This window comes from Paraburkholderia sp. Tr-20389, assembly GCF_017104565.1.
Taxonomy (GTDB): Bacteria; Pseudomonadota; Gammaproteobacteria; order Burkholderiales; family Burkholderiaceae; genus Paraburkholderia.
Map to the genome: position 1 here is coordinate 39034 of NZ_JAAGPD010000005.1, position 15973 is coordinate 55006.

General features: G+C 62.3%; 17 protein-coding genes. 5 read left to right on the forward strand and 12 right to left on the reverse strand.

Features of this window, described 5'->3' with window-relative positions:
* Positions 1 to 36: 36 nt before the first annotated feature.
* From G3N95_RS07625 to flhD, 7 genes are all read right to left on the reverse strand, one after another.
* A complete protein-coding gene (locus tag G3N95_RS07625) occupies positions 37 to 564 on the reverse strand; it encodes a chemotaxis protein CheW (protein ID WP_205969399.1) in 528 nt (175 codons plus the stop codon).
* A gap of 40 nt (positions 565 to 604) precedes the next feature.
* Positions 605 to 2890 carry a chemotaxis protein CheA gene (cheA, locus tag G3N95_RS07630; protein ID WP_205969400.1) on the reverse strand — a complete coding sequence of 762 codons (2286 nt, stop codon included), beginning with the start codon at positions 2888 to 2890 and terminating at the stop codon, positions 605 to 607.
* A 73-nt stretch (positions 2891 to 2963) separates the two neighbouring features.
* The gene (locus G3N95_RS07635) at positions 2964 to 3326 is read right to left on the reverse strand and encodes a response regulator (RefSeq protein ID WP_205969401.1); all 363 of its coding nucleotides are present in this window, start codon (positions 3324 to 3326) and stop codon (positions 2964 to 2966) included.
* A 69-nt stretch (positions 3327 to 3395) separates the two neighbouring features.
* The gene (gene motB / locus G3N95_RS07640; RefSeq protein ID WP_205969402.1) at positions 3396 to 4505 is read right to left on the reverse strand and encodes a flagellar motor protein MotB; all 1110 of its coding nucleotides are present in this window, start codon (positions 4503 to 4505) and stop codon (positions 3396 to 3398) included.
* Between the two features lie 12 nt (positions 4506 to 4517).
* Positions 4518 to 5378, reverse strand: a complete 861-nt coding sequence (motA, locus tag G3N95_RS07645; protein ID WP_012402326.1) for a flagellar motor stator protein MotA — start codon at positions 5376 to 5378, stop codon at positions 4518 to 4520.
* Between the two features lie 160 nt (positions 5379 to 5538).
* Complete coding sequence (gene flhC / locus G3N95_RS07650; RefSeq protein ID WP_205969403.1) at positions 5539 to 6150, reverse strand: flagellar transcriptional regulator FlhC; 612 nt, start codon at positions 6148 to 6150, stop codon at positions 5539 to 5541.
* A 129-nt stretch (positions 6151 to 6279) separates the two neighbouring features.
* Positions 6280 to 6600, reverse strand: coding sequence for a flagellar transcriptional regulator FlhD (flhD, locus tag G3N95_RS07655; protein WP_205969404.1), 321 nt, complete (start codon positions 6598 to 6600; stop codon positions 6280 to 6282).
* A gap of 697 nt (positions 6601 to 7297) precedes the next feature.
* Between flhD and G3N95_RS07660 the strand changes: the two genes are divergently transcribed.
* Positions 7298 to 8365 carry a glycosyltransferase family 4 protein gene (locus G3N95_RS07660; protein ID WP_205969405.1) on the forward strand — a complete coding sequence of 356 codons (1068 nt, stop codon included), beginning with the start codon at positions 7298 to 7300 and terminating at the stop codon, positions 8363 to 8365.
* 301 nt (positions 8366 to 8666) lie between these two features.
* Here the strand turns inward: G3N95_RS07660 and G3N95_RS07665 are convergent, their stop codons facing one another.
* On the reverse strand, positions 8667 to 8969 hold the full coding sequence (locus tag G3N95_RS07665; protein ID WP_205969406.1) for an H-NS histone family protein: 303 nt from the start codon (positions 8967 to 8969) through the stop codon (positions 8667 to 8669).
* A 290-nt stretch (positions 8970 to 9259) separates the two neighbouring features.
* On the opposite strand from G3N95_RS07665, the gene aqpZ reads away from it, so the two are divergent.
* Complete coding sequence (aqpZ, locus tag G3N95_RS07670) at positions 9260 to 10009, forward strand: aquaporin Z (protein ID WP_205969407.1); 750 nt, start codon at positions 9260 to 9262, stop codon at positions 10007 to 10009.
* Between the two features lie 373 nt (positions 10010 to 10382).
* Positions 10383 to 10685, forward strand: coding sequence for a PXPV repeat protein (locus tag G3N95_RS07675; RefSeq protein ID WP_205969408.1), 303 nt, complete (start codon positions 10383 to 10385; stop codon positions 10683 to 10685).
* Between the two features lie 108 nt (positions 10686 to 10793).
* Here the strand turns inward: G3N95_RS07675 and G3N95_RS07680 are convergent, their stop codons facing one another.
* Together G3N95_RS07680 and G3N95_RS07685 are read right to left on the reverse strand one after the other, a co-directional pair.
* A complete protein-coding gene (locus G3N95_RS07680) occupies positions 10794 to 11615 on the reverse strand; it encodes a Cof-type HAD-IIB family hydrolase (protein ID WP_205969409.1) in 822 nt (273 codons plus the stop codon).
* 105 nt (positions 11616 to 11720) lie between these two features.
* A complete protein-coding gene (locus G3N95_RS07685) occupies positions 11721 to 12605 on the reverse strand; it encodes a BadF/BadG/BcrA/BcrD ATPase family protein (RefSeq protein WP_205969410.1) in 885 nt (294 codons plus the stop codon).
* Positions 12606 to 12756: 151 nt separating this feature from the next.
* Between G3N95_RS07685 and G3N95_RS07690 the strand changes: the two genes are divergently transcribed.
* Positions 12757 to 13356, forward strand: coding sequence for a DNA-3-methyladenine glycosylase I (locus G3N95_RS07690; protein WP_205969411.1), 600 nt, complete (start codon positions 12757 to 12759; stop codon positions 13354 to 13356).
* A gap of 451 nt (positions 13357 to 13807) precedes the next feature.
* On the forward strand, positions 13808 to 14233 hold the full coding sequence (locus G3N95_RS07695) for a hypothetical protein (RefSeq protein WP_205969412.1): 426 nt from the start codon (positions 13808 to 13810) through the stop codon (positions 14231 to 14233).
* A 132-nt stretch (positions 14234 to 14365) separates the two neighbouring features.
* Here G3N95_RS07695 and rpsU read toward each other — a convergent pair whose 3' ends face one another.
* Positions 14366 to 14578 (reverse strand): 30S ribosomal protein S21, encoded by a 213-nt coding sequence (gene rpsU, locus G3N95_RS07700; protein WP_007581560.1) that lies wholly within the window; start codon positions 14576 to 14578, stop codon positions 14366 to 14368.
* 295 nt (positions 14579 to 14873) lie between these two features.
* Positions 14874 to 15815, reverse strand: coding sequence for an aldo/keto reductase (locus G3N95_RS07705; RefSeq protein WP_205969413.1), 942 nt, complete (start codon positions 15813 to 15815; stop codon positions 14874 to 14876).
* Positions 15816 to 15973 lie beyond the last annotated feature (158 nt).

The window sequence follows — 15973 nt, forward strand, 5'->3', positions numbered from 1 at the left end:
ACCTGTCTGGACCCTGTGGCGTTCCTGCGTCCCGCGTTACTTGCCGAGCGTTTCCGTCAATGCCATTTCCCGGCTGGTCATCAGCTTCTCGATGTCCATCAGGATCAGCATGCGGCCATCGACGGTGCCGAGGCCCGTCAGATATTCCGCCGTCAGCGTCGCGCCGAATTCCGGCGCGGGCATGATCTGGTCGACGGCGAGCGTCAGCACGTCCGACACGCCGTCCACGACCATACCGACCACGCGGCCCGCCACGTTCAGGATGATCACCACCGTCTGATGGTCGTACTCGACCCGCCCGAGGTGAAACTTGATGCGCATGTCGACGATCGGCACGATGATGCCGCGCAGATTGATCACGCCCTTGATGAACTCCGGCGCGTTCGCGATGCGCGTCACGCTGTCGTAACCGCGGATTTCCTGCACCTTCAGGATGTCGATGCCGTACTCTTCGGCGCCGAGCGTGAAGATCAGGAATTCCTGACCGCTCGCGTCGGCTTGCGCGTCGCGGCGGCCGATCGAACCGGCTACGCCGTTCGAATTGATGGATTGGACTTCTGCCACGTTTGCCCCCAAAACGGTTGGGATGAGTTGAATTTCAGTTTCAGGCGAGCGAGAGCGCCGCACCGTGCGACGCCCGCGTTTCGCGGTTCAGCGCCGCCACGTCCACGATCAGCGCGACGCTGCCGTCGCCGAGAATGGTCGCGGCGGAAATGCCGTGTACCTTGCGGTAGTTCGTTTCGAGGTTCTTCACCACCACCTGCTGCTGGCCGACGAGTTCGTCGATCAGCATCGCGAAGCGCCGTCCTTCCGTCTGCATGATGGTGACGATGCCCTGCGTCGGTTCGGTGCGCGCGCCGTCGACCGAGAACACTTCGTGCAGCGCGACCAGCGGCAGATATTCGCCGCGCACGCGCACGACGCGTTCGCCGGCCGCGACGGTGTAGATGTCGTCGGCCTGCGGCTGCAGCGACTCCATCACGAAGTTCAGCGGCAGGATGAAAATCTCGCTGCCGACCTTCACCGACATGCCGTCGAGAATCGCCAGCGTGAGCGGCAGAATGATGCGGGTCGTGCTGCCCTTGCCCGCCTGCGACGTGATTTCGACGTGACCGCCCATCGACTGGATGTTCCGCTTCACCACGTCCATGCCCACGCCTCGGCCCGAGACGTCCGTCACCTGCTCGGCCGTCGAGAAGCCCGGCAGGAAAATCAGGTTCCAGACTTCGTCGTCCGTCATCGTGTCGCTGACGGTCATGCCCTGCTTCGCGGCCTTCGCGAGAATCTTGTCGCGGCGCAGACCCGCGCCGTCGTCGCTGACTTCGATCACGATGTTGCCGCCGTGATGCGCCGCCGACAGCACCAGTTGGCCCGTCGAATCCTTGCCCGCCGCCTTGCGCGCTTCGACCGTTTCGATACCGTGGTCGAGGCTGTTACGCACGAGGTGAGTCAGCGGATCGATGATGCGTTCGATCAGGCTCTTGTCGAGTTCGGTCGCCTGACCGAAGGTGACGAGTTCAACCTGCTTGCCGAGCTTCGCCGCCAGATCGCGCACGAGACGCGGGAAGCGGCTGAAGACGTAATCCATCGGCATCATGCGGATCGACATGACCGCTTCCTGAAGATCGCGTGCGTTGCGCTCCAGTTGCGCCATGCCGTTGAAAAGCCGGTCGTGCAGCGCCGGGTCGAACGTGCTGGTGGTCTCGGCCAGCATCGCCTGTGTGATCACGAGTTCGCCGACCAGGTTGATCAGCTGGTCGACCTTTTCGACGCCCACGCGAATCGAGCTGCCTTCCGCGGCGTTGGCTGCGGCTGCCGGACGCGCCTTGCGATCGCCTTCGGCGGATGCAGGCGCTGCTTTCGGTGCGGATGCTGCTGCCGGCTCTGCTGCGGCAGCCGGTGCAACGATTGCGGGCTCGGCCGGAGCAGGCGCCGCTTGTGCCGCGGGTTGAACCGCAGGCTGTGCAGCAGCGGCCGGCTGCACGACAGCGGCCGGCGCCCCCGCGCCGCCGCTCGCCATGCCCCCCGCTTGTGCTGCTGACGCCGGCTCGGACTGTGCGGATTCGGATGCTCCAGGCGCACCCTGCTCCGCGCCGCTTGCCGGCGCTGCGCCGCGGCCGATCACGATCTGACTTTCGTCGATCACGAAACAGCACACGGCCGTGATGTCGTCGGACGACACATCGGATTCCAGCCACAGCGTGATGTCGCCGCCCGCCTTCACCTGTCCGACGATTCGGCCCAGGTTGCCCAGTTCTTCCGTGAGCAGTTCCTGGTCCTTTTCCCCCACGCCCCGTAGCGTAATTTTCAGATGGGGTCCTGCAGCCGCATCGGACGAAGCAGCGCCGGTCTCTGCCGGTTCGTTGTCTGCCCATTCGCCTGCGGCTTCTACTGCCTGTTCGACGACATGCTCCGGCGCGTGCCCTTCGGCCACGACCGCTGCCTCGGCAGGCGCCGGCGCTGCCGCCGGTGCGGCCGCGGCAGCCGGCGCTTCGCCGCGGCTTTCCGCGTGCAGCCGTTCGAGCTTCGCGCAGATCGCAGCCGCGACGGCGGCGTCCGGCTCGGCGCTCGCGCGATAGTCGGCCAGCTGGCCGGAGAGCACGTCCTTGGTTTCGAGGAACGTGTCGATCATGTCCTTGCGCAGCACGATTTCGTTGTTGCGCGCGCGGTCGAGAAGCGACTCGAGAATGTGCGTCGTCTCGGTCAGCGCCGTGAAGCCGAACGTCGCCGCGCCGCCCTTGATCGAGTGCGCCGCGCGAAAGATCGCCGCGAGATCCTCGGGATCCGGATGGCCGACGTCCAGGTTCAGGAGCAGCTGCTCCATCTGTGCGAGCAGCTCGTCCGCTTCGTCGAAGAACGTCTGGTAGAACTGAGTGATGTCGAGTGTCATGCGTGTGTCACCGCGAGAGTCCTGGCTGCTATGCCACTTCCATATATCGGTTGCTGTTGCCTGTCCGGTGCGCTCAGGCGAGCGCCGCGACCAGTTCGGTCAGCATGTCGGGGTCGAGCGGTTTTTCGATCCACCCCGTTGCGCCTGCGTCGCGCGCCGCCGCCTTGAACGGCTCGCCGGATTCGGTCGTGAGAACCAGGATCGGCGTGTCGCGATACGAAGGGTTGCCGCGCAGTGCGGCTATCAGATCGAGGCCGGAACGGCCCGGCATATGCTGGTCCGTCAGCACGAGGTCGAACGGCATCGCGAGCGCGTTTTCGAGCCCTTCGTTGCCGTCGGCCGCGAGCGTCACCTGATAGCCGGCACCCGTCAGCGTCGCGGCAAGGATTTGCCGCATCGCTGCCGAATCGTCGATTGCCAGAATGTGCCTGATCATTCAATCCTCACTGCGCTCACGATGGATAGCGGTTGCGCCTCCTTGCGCGCTCCCGCCACCCGCTGTCTGTCATTGCGTCGCCGTGGCAGGCGCCGCGCTCTTGTCAGCCGCATCCTGCGCGGCCGCTGCCGCTTCGACCGTACCCGTCTTGCCCGTCTCCATCGCGTGCGGCGCTTTGGCCGACGGCGATCGAGGTTGCGCGACGGATGGCGAAACCGGCTGGGTAATCTTCTGCAGCAGCGGCTTGGTGGCGCCCGCTGCGTCGTTCGACAACGTGGTCGAACTGCTGTCGTCCTGCATCAACGCGTCTTCCGAGCGCTTGTTCAGCACGATGATGCTGATACGCCGGTTTTCCGGATCGAGCGGATCGGCCTTGTTCAGGTTCTGCGTCGACGCGAGACCCAGCACGCGCAGCACCTTCGCTTCGTCCATGCCGCCCGCGATCAGCTCTCGGCGCGACGCGTTCGCGCGGTCGGCCGACAGCTCCCAGTTGCTGTAGCCCTTTTCGCCGCCTGCGTACGGCACGGCATCCGTGTGACCCTGCACGACGATGCGATTCGGCACGTCGTTCAGCGTGTTGCCGATCGCCTGCAGGATGTCGTGCATGTACGGCTGCACGATCGCCTGCGCGGTCGCGAACATCGGGCGCTTCTGCGTATCGACGATCTCGATGCGCAGACCCTGCAGCGTCGAGTCGATGCGGATCTGCTGCTTGAACTGGCGCAGCACCGGGTTCGCCTCGATCGCGGCCATCAGCTTGACCTGCAGGTCGTGCAGGCGCACCTGCTCGCGCCGTTCGACGGCGCCCTTCAACTGCTGCAGCGCCTGGTCGTCGGCCCGCGCGGCCGTGTGCTCGGCGCGGTTCGTCGAGCCGTCCGTCTGGCGCGTGATGCCGTCCTTGTCGGTTGAAATATCGCGGCCGCCGCCCGGAATCTGGCTCGAATCGACGGCGCTCCGGTCGCCGCCCCACAGCGTGATCTTCAGCGGCTGGTTGAAGTAGTCGGCGATGCCCTTCAACTGAACGGTCGAGGCCGAGCTGAGCAGCCACATCAGCAGGAAGAACGCCATCATCGCCGTCATGAAGTCCGCATACGCGAGCTTCCAGGCGCCACCGTGGTGACCGCCTTTCTTCGGCGCGGCGCGCTTGACAACGATTGCGCGGTCTTTGTCCTTGCTCATCGCCCGCGTCCCTTATTTGGCCTTCACGCGGCGCACGTGCTCTTCCAGCTCGGCGAACGACGGACGTTCGGTCGAGAACAGCACCTTGCGGCCGAATTCGACGGCGATGGCGGGCGCGTAGCCGTTCAGGCTCGCGAGAATCGTCACCTTGATGCACTGGAACATCTTGGTCGATTCCGTGACGCGCTGTTCCGCGACGCTCGCGAGCGGTCCGATCAGACCGTACGAAAGCAGAATGCCAAGGAAGGTGCCGACCAGCGCCTGCGCGATCATTTCGCCGAGCACGGCGGGCGGCTTGTCGGCGGAGGCCATCGTGTGCACCACGCCCATCACCGCCGCGACGATACCGAATGCGGGCATCGCGTCGCCGACCTTCATCAGCGCGTGCGCGGGCGCTTCGCCTTCGGCGTGATGCGTCTCGATCTCTTCGTCCATCAGGCTTTCGATCTCGAACGCATTCATGTTGCCGCCGACCATCAGGCGCAGATAGTCCGTCAGGAATTCGACGATGTGATGGTCCGCGAGAATCTTCGGGTATTGCGTGAAGATCGGGCTCTTCTGCGGATCGTCGATATCCGCTTCGAGCGTGAGCGTGCCCTCCTTGCGCGCCTTCGCCAGCAGAACGTACAGAAGCGCCATCAGCTCCATGTACACGTCCTTGTTGTACTTGGCGCCTTTGAACAGCGTCGGAATCACGCGCAGCGTAGCCTTGATCGTCTTCATCCCGTTGCCGAGAATGAATGCGCCGACGCCCGCACCAGCGATCATCAGCACTTCGACGGGCTGCATGAGCGCGCCCAGGTGGCCGCCCTCCAGCGCATAGCCGCCGAAGACGGACAACAGCGTAACGAGTGTTCCCACGAAAATCAGCACTGCCGAGCCCTCACGAAATGCGACGGGAGACCGTCGTTATTCAGGTTTACGGCAAGCAGTCGGAAAACTTTGGCGGAATGAGAGCCCGATGAGGGCGGTGTTAACCAGAGTGGGTCCACGCAGGCGGCGAAGCCCGCGCGGCGGGCCTTCGGGCAGGCGCTCAGACGGGCGTGACAACGCCGTCGGACAAGGCTTCCAGCGCATCGTCGAGCGGTGCGCAGAGGGCCGCCTGTGCCTCGTCGCAGCGGGCGTCGGCGGCTTTCCGGGTCTTACCTGCGCGCGACGGCGGCGCACACAATCCGCATACGAAGTTGTGCTGCGGATCGTGCGCGTGTGCGACGAAATGTCCGCGGCAGCGGGTGCATGCCGTCATCTGCAACATGCCGGAGTCGAAGAAGCGCACCAGCGTCCATGCGCGCGTCAGGCTCAGCGCCGGCTCGTCATGGTGCATTCCCACGTGTTCGAGGTACAGGCGGTACGACTTGACGATCGACTGGATCGTCTCGCAGCGGCCCAGCCCCGACATGAACCGGTAGACGTTGTAGAACAGCGACGAGTGAATGTTCGGCTGCCACGTCATGAACCAGTCGGTCGAAAACGGCAGCATGCCCTTGGGCGGCGACACGCCTTTGACTTCCTTGTACAGCTTGATCAGCCGGTCGCGCGACAGCGTCGTCTCCGCTTCGAGCAACTGCAGACGCGCGCCGAGTTCGATCAGTTCAATCGCCAGGGTGATTTCCCTGACTTCGAGCACCACGCTTTTTTGTGCCATCCGCCTCGCTTCCCGCGTCCGTTGCCGTTCCCGCCGCGTGGACGAGAAACGGTAAAAGCGCCGTCGCCGGCGCGCGTAGGGTGGCTTGCTCCGGGCGCCGGAGCGCCCGTCGTCGGCCTTCGGCAGGTATCAGCCGATCTGCTCGACGGGTTGGCCCGCCATCAGGATGGCGGAGTGCGCCTGCGCGACGGCTGTCGATTTGCCCTTGTCGGCCAGTGACGAGAGGATCTGGTGATCGTCGAAACGGAAGCGGCACAGCACCTGGTTCGATGCGGCCAGCTTGACTGTCTGCGCGAGCGACAGGTTGGCGAGCACGTCGGCAAGCTGCTCCGAAATGCCCATGCGGAACATGCCCATTGGCTTGTCTTCACGCAGCAGGCGCTGCGCGAGTAGCAAATAGGACAAGTTCACTTCTCTAATTTCATTGAGCATGTCACTTTGGGTGCTCATTGAATTCCCCCGATTTGAATCTGGCTGGTCAGGCCGTCGTAAAACGGCTGGTCAGGCCGTCGTAAAACGTTTGCTCGATCGCGTTAAAAAAAACCACGAACGGCACGCTTATGGTTAGCGTGCATTTTCCCGAAAGGGGCAGCCGACGAAAATCGGACATTCACCCCAACTGATTGACGGAAAAATCCAGGATTTCTGTAGGAGTTTTTCCTACAAATTTTCGCGACAGGGAATTTGGGCGGCCGTTGATGCGCTGAAAGCGCCGACCGGTTACACGCGAGAACTCGCGTGAAAGGTTTGGGAAGCGGATTATGCGCCCATATTCGAGCTGGAACAAAGCGAAATTCGCATCGATATGTTCGGCAGCGCACAATTTTGTCCGACGAAATGGCCTCGCAAGATGCTGCGTCCTTTGGCCCAAAGTAAGGCGGATATTGCCCGGATACCGATCGCCTCGGGCTTTCCGGCAGCATCAGGGCACTTGTTACGCATCATGTTTCGCGCTGTAACAACATTAAGTGTTTGAAAAATAGCTCGAATTGGCGCTGGCGATCCCGATAATGACACCTAGGGATAACCCCATTGGGCTTCCTGCCACGGGCGGCGGCACACCGCGCCCAACCGTCCGACAGGCTTCCGCTTTTTGCCACACGCCAGGCAGCGCCGCGCGAAGCCCCTTTGCACAAGGAGATCACGCATGCGAATCGCACAAATCGCACCGTTGTACGAAGCTGTCCCACCGAAACTCTATGGCGGCACAGAACGCGTCGTGTCGTATCTGACCGAGGCGCTGGTCGATCTGGGTCACGATGTGACGCTCTTCGCGAGCGGCGATTCGGTGACGTCCGCGAAACTCGAAGCCGCGTGGCCGCGCGCGCTGCGTCTGGATCCGACGATCCGCGACGCGCTCGCTCCGCACATGCTGCTGCTCGAGCGGGTGCGCAAGATCGCGCACGAATTCGACGTGCTGCACTTTCACCTCGACTATCTGCCGTTCCCGCTGTTCTCGACGCTGGATACGCCGTACGTGACGACGCTGCACGGGCGCCTCGATCTGCCAGAGCTGCAACCGGTGTTCGACACGTTCGACGATGCCCCCGTGATCTCGATTTCGGATTCGCAGCGCCTGCCGCTGCAACAGGCCAACTGGCTGAACACGATTTACCACGGCCTGCCGGACCAGTTGCTGACGCCGCAAACGGGCAAGAAGCCGGAATATCTCGCGTTTCTCGGCCGTATCTGTCCGGAAAAGCGCGTCGATACAGCCATCAAGATCGCTGCGCAGAGCGGTCTGCCGCTGAAGATCGCCGCCAAGGTGGACAAGGTCGATCAGGAATACTTCAAGACGGAAATCGAGCCGCTGCTGTCGCAGGCGCACGTCGAATTCATCGGCGAGATCAACGAAGCGCAGAAGCCGGAATTCCTGTCGGGTGCGAAGGCTCTGCTGTTCCCGATCGACTGGTCGGAGCCGTTCGGCCTCGTGATGATCGAATCGATGGCATGCGGCACGCCCGTCATCGCGTTCAACCGCGGTTCGGTGCCGGAAGTGATCGACCACGGCGTGACGGGTTTCATCTGCGAGGATGTGCAGGGTGCCGTGGCGGCGCTGCAACGTATCGACGAACTGTCGCGCACGGAGATCCGCGCGCAGTTCGAACGCCGCTTCAGCTCGAAGATCATGGCGCAGAACTATGTGGACAGCTACACCGCGCTGCTCGAGGCGACGCGCCGTCCGATGCTTCGCCGCGTGGCAGCAGTGGGCTGATGACGGTCAACTCTGCCGATGCACTGAATTGACGCGTAATTTGTTCATGTAAGTCGTTTGCGCGAGCGTTCAGGTCCGGTTTTCGGATCGCTCGCAGTAAAAAGCCGCCTCCCCGGGCGGCTTTTTCTTTTCCATCGTTCAAGAAGCTACGGCAATGGAAGCGCTTTCTTCAATGGCCAGCCAATGCGTTTTACTGAATGAAGCTATCCCCGTGCTTCAGTGCGTACCGCGCATTAGCCGAATCTGAAAAGTGGCGAATTCTGCCAGAACACCTTCAAGGGGCTTTCGCCGCCAGTCCTAATTACGCCTGCCCGATCAGAAAGCGTTCGCGGTTCTTGCCGGCAATCCACTTAGGCGGCTTTCCCCGGCCGCTCCACGTGTTGCCCGACTTCGGATCCTGATACTTCGCCGGCAGCGGCGCCTTCTTCGGCGGGCGTCCGCGGCGCGCCGCCTCGGCGAAACCGAGATCGTGTGCGCTAAGTCCGTATTCGGCGATTTTCTGGCGGATTTCGGCAATCACATTGCCGACTTCACTGCGGCGCGCTTCTGCCGCTTCCGCTTCAAGGCGTGCAATCTGCGCCTTCAGATCTGCGTATTGTGACATTTGGGCTCCCCTCTTTTTCTAAAAGTGGTTAGCACGGAGATTAGCCGCTGCCAACGAAATTCGCAATGGCGGGTAATACCGCGCTATCAAAAGTTTTCGTCTGAGTATTTATAAAAAATCGCTGAATCGTTCAAACGACTGGTTGTTTATCACGAAATAATTCCGCGTTCGTGAATGACAATTCTTGACAGTGCATTTGTGCAACGTTGCTTAAAATTTGCGCTCGCAAGTGCCGGGCAGCGCGTGCGCTCTCGTCCTTGAATCCCCCGTACTTATTAGGATTACACACGATGAACCTCTCCAAGCGCCTTGCGGCGGAGCTGTTCGGCACCTTCTGGCTCGTTCTCGGAGGTTGCGGCAGCGCCGTCCTAGCGGCAAATTTCGCCGGCCCGGTTCATGGTCTCGGCATCGGCTTCGTGGGCGTGTCGCTCGCGTTCGGCCTGACTGTCCTGACCATGGCTTATGCAATCGGACATATTTCCGGCTGCCATCTGAATCCGGCCGTCAGCGTCGGGTTGACTGTCGCGGGCCGCTTCCCGGCGCGCGACCTCGTACCGTACATCGTCGCGCAGGTGCTGGGCGCCGTGCTCGGCGCGTATGTGCTGTCCGTCATTGCGTCGGGGAATCCGGATTTCCATCTGGTCGCAAGTGGGTTCGCGAGCAACGGCTACGGCGACCGTTCGCCGGGCCACTACGCGTTGCCGGCCGCGTTCGTGTGCGAAACGGTGATGACGGCTTTCTTCCTGTTCGTCATTCTCGGCGCCACCGACAAGCGGGCGCCCGCCGGCTTCGCGCCCATCGCCATCGGCCTGTGCCTCACCTTGATCCATCTGATCTCGATTCCTGTCACCAATACGTCCGTGAATCCGGCGCGTTCGACGGGTCCGGCGCTGTTCGTCGGAGGTGCGGCTGTCGATCAGCTGTGGCTCTTCTGGGTCGCGCCGATTCTTGGCGCCGTGATCGCCGGCATCGTGTATCCGCTGGTTGCCGGCAGCGCGTGGCACGTCGCGGAAGCCGAGCGCGAGCGTGTGACGGCGTGATTGGCCGCTATCCGGTTTGAATGAAAACGGGGCGCTTCGGCGCCCCGTTTTCTTGTATATCACTCGAAAGACGCGCCTCTTTCACATTAATAGATGGTTCAAATGTAAGGCTGGTTTACGGTCGCATTCGGCGCCTTTATGAATGTCTTTCAGTTCTCAGAGCGGCCAGCCCGCGCCGCCCCAACGTATATAGGCAAAGGGCCTGACGCCTCGTGACGTCGCGTCTCATGAGACATTGCCCGAGCACTGGAATACGCCGGCAATACGGGCATCGCATGCTTTCACTTCGTAACATCCTGTCGCAGCAGCGTGCGCCGACGACGCGTAGATTGAACCTGTACGGCAAACACGCCGCATTCACAGGAGAAGCACAATGAAGCGCATCGTCACTCACATGCTCGTAGCAGTTGGCCTCGCCGCTGGCGCATGCGGTGTCGCACAGGCGCATACGGACCTGAACATCGGCCTGTCGCTCGGAACGCCCGCACCGGTCTATGTCACGCCCGCCCCGCAGCCGGTGTACTACGGAAACCGGTATTGGGGTGACCATCGAGACGACGGCTATCGACACGATCGCGGCTGGGACCGTGGCCGCGGGGATCGCGACAATCGTTGGAATAACAACAACTACGGCAACCGATGGAATGACCACCGGGGCGGCGGCTACCGCGACTAAGGCCGTATAAGCCGGCTACTGCATTCGCCTAGGTTTGGTTTTCTTCACTCGGCATGGCGCGTCTCCGCACGGGGACGCGCCTTTCTCTTTCTATTTGATCGGTGAGATTTACGCCGTCAACTCGTCGTCGAGGGAAAACAGCTTGCGCAAATGATGCGCGACGCCCGCTTCGAAATTGTTGCCGATGCGAGGCACCTCCGGCAGGCGCTTCATCAGATCAGGATTGGCGTTGTTCATCATGAACGGATGGCCAGCCGTTTCCAGCATGTCGATGTCGTTCATGTTGTCGCCGAACGCTACACACTTTGCGGCTGGCACGTTCAACCGGTCGAGCACGAACTGCAGTGCGCGTCCTTTCGATACGTTCGCCGACATCACCTCGAGACAATCCGGCAGCGAATACGTGACGTACAGCGCCTCGCCGAACGTCCGCTCCAGATTGGCCGCCACCACAGCGAGATCTTTCGGGTCGCCGATATACAGCGCCTTTGCGATGTCCGCCCCGTCGTGCTGCAGCAAGTCCGTCACGTTATAGGTAAAGCCCGAATCCTGGTGATAGCGCAGCAACTCCGGCGCGTCCCGATCGATCAGCCATTCGCGATCGGCAAACAGATTGACGATCACGCGCCCGTGCTCGCCCACCATCTTCTGTTTCACCAGTTCCTTGACCATGTCCGCCTGGAGATCGTCGGCGAAGATCATTTCGTCGTCGGGCGAGTGGACGCGTGCGCCGTTCGACGTGATCAGATACGGCCGGATACCCAGCACGTCGCGAATTCCTGCGACGTCGCAATAGTGGCGCCCCGTCGCGATCACGATGTGTATGCCTTGCGCTTCGAGCGCGCGCACCGTGCTGATCGTAAAAGGGTCGACCTGATGGTTGCTGTTCAGCAGGGTTCCGTCCAGATCGCTGGCGATGACTTTGTACATGGGAGGCGGCCTGCGGCGTCGGAAAACGTCTATTTTATCGCCTTCGGGCGTACCGCCCTTCGTTCCGGCTCGCGCGCTTCCAATCCCGCTCTCGCGCGCTGCCCGTCATGCACGACCGATCCGAACGGCTTCCCGCTGGGCCAGTTGCAGCGCCCCATGCGCCGAGTCCGAAAGCGGCTCACGGAGCCGATCTCGATACGGTGCAGGTACATACTCGCTCAACGGCTTGCCGAGCCCGCCGCACAGCGCGACAGGCAAGGTTCCGGATGGATCGAGCGCGGCAATCATCTTGCCGATTTCGTGACCGGCGTCCTGTAGCAACCGCGCGGCAAACGGATGCTCCCGATGCGCGACGACGACACGCGCGATGCTCGCATAGGCCGTCTGATTGGCGTCGCACAGCCAGACCACGAGCCCGTCGCGATCCGTCACGCCGACGTGCTCGATCAATGCCTGCGAGAGTTCGTCGGCGGGAACGCGGCCGTCGAGCGCCTGCTGCGCATGCACGATCGCACGCAGGCCGAGCCATGCACCGCTCGCTTCGTCGGCGGACGGATAGCCGTAGCCGCTCACAGTGCGGCACTGGCCGTCGCGGTCCAGGACTGCCGCCACGCTGCCCGTTCCCAGCGCGACGATCACGCCCGGCTCGCCGCCGTGGGCGCCGAGCAGCGTCGAATAGGCGTCGTGTTCGATCGACAGACCGGCGAGCGCCGGCGCCTTTGCGCGAAACGCGGACAGCCAGTCCCGGTTGTTGACGCCGGCCAGCCCGCAGCCGAAGACGAAACGCGACCAGTCGGCGGCCACGCCGGCGAGCGCGCACGCCTGCGTACTGGCCGCCAGGATCGATTCCCACGCGCGCTCGACGCCGAGCCCCAAGGCCGATGGTCCCGCAGTGCCCTGCGCCAGTTCCTGCTCTTCAGCGTTAGCCAGTACGACGCGCGTGCCGGTGCCGCCGCCGTCGACGCCGATCAGATAGAGGTCTTGATTCATCGATTCGCTCGTTGATGTGTTACTGCATAGCGTGGCAGGTCTCGCCGCCCACGACAATTAGCCGATCGGCCAGGTTGCGGCTCCACCCCGTTCCGCTAAGCTGGCGCGAACCGATCGACCGGCGATCGACCAACCAAGCAGGAGCCTGAACGTGGCTGAGCAGCGATGCAACTGGGCGACGAGCGAAGCGCTCGCACACTATCACGACACCGAGTGGGGTGTCCCTTCGCGCGACGACCAGCATCTCTTCGAGATGCTCGTGCTCGAAGGTGCGCAGGCGGGACTGTCGTGGTCGACGATCCTGAACAAGCGGGCCGGATACCGGCGTGCGTTCTCCAATTTCGATATCGACAAGGTCGCTCGCTACACGACGCAAAAGATCGACGCGCTCGTGCTCGATGAAGGCATCGTGCGCCATCGCGGCAAGATCGAATCGGCGGTTCTCAACGCGAAGGCCGTCAAGCAGATCCAGACGGAGCACGGTTCGCTCGCGGATTTCGTGTGGTCGTTCGTCGACAACGTGCCCGTCCAGAATGCGTGGACGAGCTACCAGCACGCGCCGGCATCGACGGAAGTGTCGGATGCGCTCAGCAAGGCGCTCAAAGGCTACGGCTGTAAATTTGTTGGCACAACCATCTGCTACGCCTTCATGCAGGCGGTCGGCATGGTCAACGACCATCAGACCGATTGCGCCTGCTATTCGCGGTGCGCGTCGCTCGGCAAGAAGGGGCGTAAGAAGAACGCGACGTGAGGCGCCGCTCGTCATATGTCGACTGTCGATGCGTGTCGCGCGGTTGCAACACATGTCGTCATCGCGCCCGGCTCGAACGGGTGCGATGTTTTGCAAGGATCCAAGGGCAAAGCCGCTTCAGGAAAGTCATCCCGCGTGGCTGCGCTCATGTGGCGAATGCCCGTGATGACCACCGGGAGCGAGAACTGAGCGCTAGCCAACACAACGGCTGACCTTTTTCGCGTTTCGCTCGTTATAACTGATGTACGCGATGTCGTTCGACGCGCCTCAGGACGGGGAAGTCAGCCAGGCGTCAAGGCATCGCTGGTGCAACGCGGGTCATCCGCAAAGCGCGAATTGGACGGTAATCGGCGTCGTAGTCGCGGCTTAGGCGAAAAGTCCGTCAAAGGATACTGTCGACCCTTGCACCATAAACGAATGACCGCTGCGCAAATGCGCGGGGGAGACCAAAATGAAAAACCATAACTTCCTGACGCATCAGGAAATTTACGACCGGGCAGTCGATCACCTGTTCGGCCAGGGCCGCGCGGCGCTGCTGCCTCGCGGTGGCGGCGCGTACCGCGGCTATTGCGGCGGTTGCCCGGTCGGCAGCTTTATCCACCCGCGCGATTACATGACCGCGATGGAAGGCATTCCCGTGCGATTCATCGGCAAAACGCCTGCTGAAATGCCGACGTATATGGACGTCGGCGTGGCCGCGCTGAAGAAAGCGCTGCTGCGCTCTCACCTGAACATCTACGACCAGGTCACCGTCGATCTGCTCAGTTGCCTGCAGAACGTACACGACGTTTTCGGCACCTGGGAATGGCGCGACCGTCTGCGCTCGATCGCCCGTCAGTTCGGCCTTTCCGACGAACGCGTCCGCACCGCCGCCTGAGTTCTCCCTTTCCCAAACCAGCCGCGCGCACCTCTCCCCGCAGCTTCCAACGTTCCAAATGAAAAACGGCGGTGTGGCTTCTTTCGAAGCTCACACCGCCGTTGGCGTGCTTTCGCGTACCTGGAAGCGTGCTTAGTGCAGCTTCTTCGGCAGCATCTGGCTGCGCAGGCGCTTGTGCAGGCGCTTCACTGCAGCTGCCTTCTTGCGCTTGCGAGCCGTCGTCGGCTTTTCGTATGCCTGGCGTTCACGCAGTTCTGCGATCAGGCCATTCTTTTCGATTGCGCGGCGGAAGCGGCGGATTGCCACTTCGAACGGCTCATTTTCCTTCAGAAGAATCGTCGTCATGTAATTCCTAAAAACGCTTGATACGGTTAATTGCGTGGCGGTCAGCCCACTCACGCGCCGGCCCTCCGGTCGTTCCAGATCTGGCAAAGCACTACTGAAACGAGAGGCGATGCGGCCACGGAGGCCGGAAAAGAGAGGTGGGAGTTCACCGCGAAACGCGGGCAGCGCACGTTGCAGCGCCGCGCCTAGCTAGCGTTTCGCCACCAGTAACCCATGACGAAACGAGCAAAGATCTCAATTCACTCCCGATCATATCAGGAAAACACCCCTCCGACCAGCCTTTTGACGTTTACGATCAGGCACTTGCGTCGTTCAGCACGCGCAGATCAGCATCCGTGAGCGTCAGATGCACGGCGGCAACCAGACTTTCCAGCTGTTCGACGGACGTCGCACTGGCAATCGGCGCCGTGATGCTGGGCCGCGCCATCAGCCACGCGAGCGCCACCGAAGCCGGCGTGCTGCCGTGCGCGCCCGCCACCTGTTCGAGCGCATCGAGGATCGCAAAGCCGCGTTCGTTCAGATACGCCTCGACCTTACGGCCGCGCGCGCTCTTCGACAGATCGTCGCGCGACCGGTATTTGCCCGACAGGAAACCGCTCGCGAGGCTGTAGTAGCAGACCACGCCCAACCGCTCGGCGAGCGCGACCGGTTCGAGGTCGGTTTCGTAGGCGGCGCGGTCGTACAGGTTGTACTCCGGTTGGATCACCTGATATTGCGGCAAACCATTGTCCCGCGCGATCTGCAACGCTTCCTGCAACCGCCCGCCGCCGTAGTTCGACGCGCCGATCAGCCGCACCTTGCCCGCTTCGATCAACTGTTGGTAGGCGCCGAGCGTTTCCGCGAGCGGCGTCTCCTCGTCGTCGAGATGCGAGAAATACACGTCGATATAGTCCGTCTGCAGGCGCCGCAGCGAATCGTCGACGGCCGCGCGAATGTTGCCCGCCGACAGCCCCTTGCGAGTTCCGAGCATGCCGACCTTGGTCGACAGCACAATCTTGTCGCGCTTGCCCGACTTCGCGAACCACTTGCCGATGATCGCCTCCGATTCGCCGCCGTGATTGCCGGGCACCCATGCAGAATAGACGTCGGCCGTATCGATGAAATTCAGGCCCGCGTCGACGAACGCGTCGAGGATCGAAAAGGACATCGCTTCGTCGGCCGTCCAGCCGAATACATTGCCGCCGAACATCAGCGGCACGACCTGTAATGCCGACGTGCCGAGCTTGCGTTTCTGCATGACATCTCCACGAGCGAGGAAAGCGGGTCATCAAGCATACGCGCTCTTCGCGACTGCCACAGACGCCCCGCTCGCACCCATGCGCCCCCAAATTTCGCGAGGTCGCCCCTAAAGTTTTCTTCTGACCACGCCGTCAACCAGGACAGGCGGCGACGCAA

What these genes read in the sequence shown, in the direction of transcription:
- cheA (WP_205969400.1), bottom strand. Translation starts at nt 2,890, where the DNA reads ATGACACTCGACATCACTCAGTTCTACCAGACGTTCTTCGACGAAGCG.
- G3N95_RS07635 (WP_205969401.1), bottom strand. Translation starts at nt 3,326, where the DNA reads ATGATCAGGCACATTCTGGCAATCGACGATTCGGCAGCGATGCGGCAA.
- motB (WP_205969402.1), bottom strand. Translation starts at nt 4,505, where the DNA reads ATGAGCAAGGACAAAGACCGCGCAATCGTTGTCAAGCGCGCCGCGCCG.
- flhC (WP_205969403.1), bottom strand. Translation starts at nt 6,150, where the DNA reads ATGGCACAAAAAAGCGTGGTGCTCGAAGTCAGGGAAATCACCCTGGCG.
- flhD (WP_205969404.1), bottom strand. Translation starts at nt 6,600, where the DNA reads ATGAGCACCCAAAGTGACATGCTCAATGAAATTAGAGAAGTGAACTTG.
- G3N95_RS07660 (WP_205969405.1), top strand. Translation starts at nt 7,298, where the DNA reads ATGCGAATCGCACAAATCGCACCGTTGTACGAAGCTGTCCCACCGAAA.
- G3N95_RS07665 (WP_205969406.1), bottom strand. Translation starts at nt 8,969, where the DNA reads ATGTCACAATACGCAGATCTGAAGGCGCAGATTGCACGCCTTGAAGCG.
- aqpZ (WP_205969407.1), top strand. Translation starts at nt 9,260, where the DNA reads ATGAACCTCTCCAAGCGCCTTGCGGCGGAGCTGTTCGGCACCTTCTGG.
- G3N95_RS07675 (WP_205969408.1), top strand. Translation starts at nt 10,383, where the DNA reads ATGAAGCGCATCGTCACTCACATGCTCGTAGCAGTTGGCCTCGCCGCT.
- G3N95_RS07680 (WP_205969409.1), bottom strand. Translation starts at nt 11,615, where the DNA reads ATGTACAAAGTCATCGCCAGCGATCTGGACGGAACCCTGCTGAACAGC.
- G3N95_RS07685 (WP_205969410.1), bottom strand. Translation starts at nt 12,605, where the DNA reads ATGAATCAAGACCTCTATCTGATCGGCGTCGACGGCGGCGGCACCGGC.
- G3N95_RS07695 (WP_205969412.1), top strand. Translation starts at nt 13,808, where the DNA reads ATGAAAAACCATAACTTCCTGACGCATCAGGAAATTTACGACCGGGCA.
- rpsU (WP_007581560.1), bottom strand. Translation starts at nt 14,578, where the DNA reads ATGACGACGATTCTTCTGAAGGAAAATGAGCCGTTCGAAGTGGCAATC.
- G3N95_RS07705 (WP_205969413.1), bottom strand. Translation starts at nt 15,815, where the DNA reads ATGCAGAAACGCAAGCTCGGCACGTCGGCATTACAGGTCGTGCCGCTG.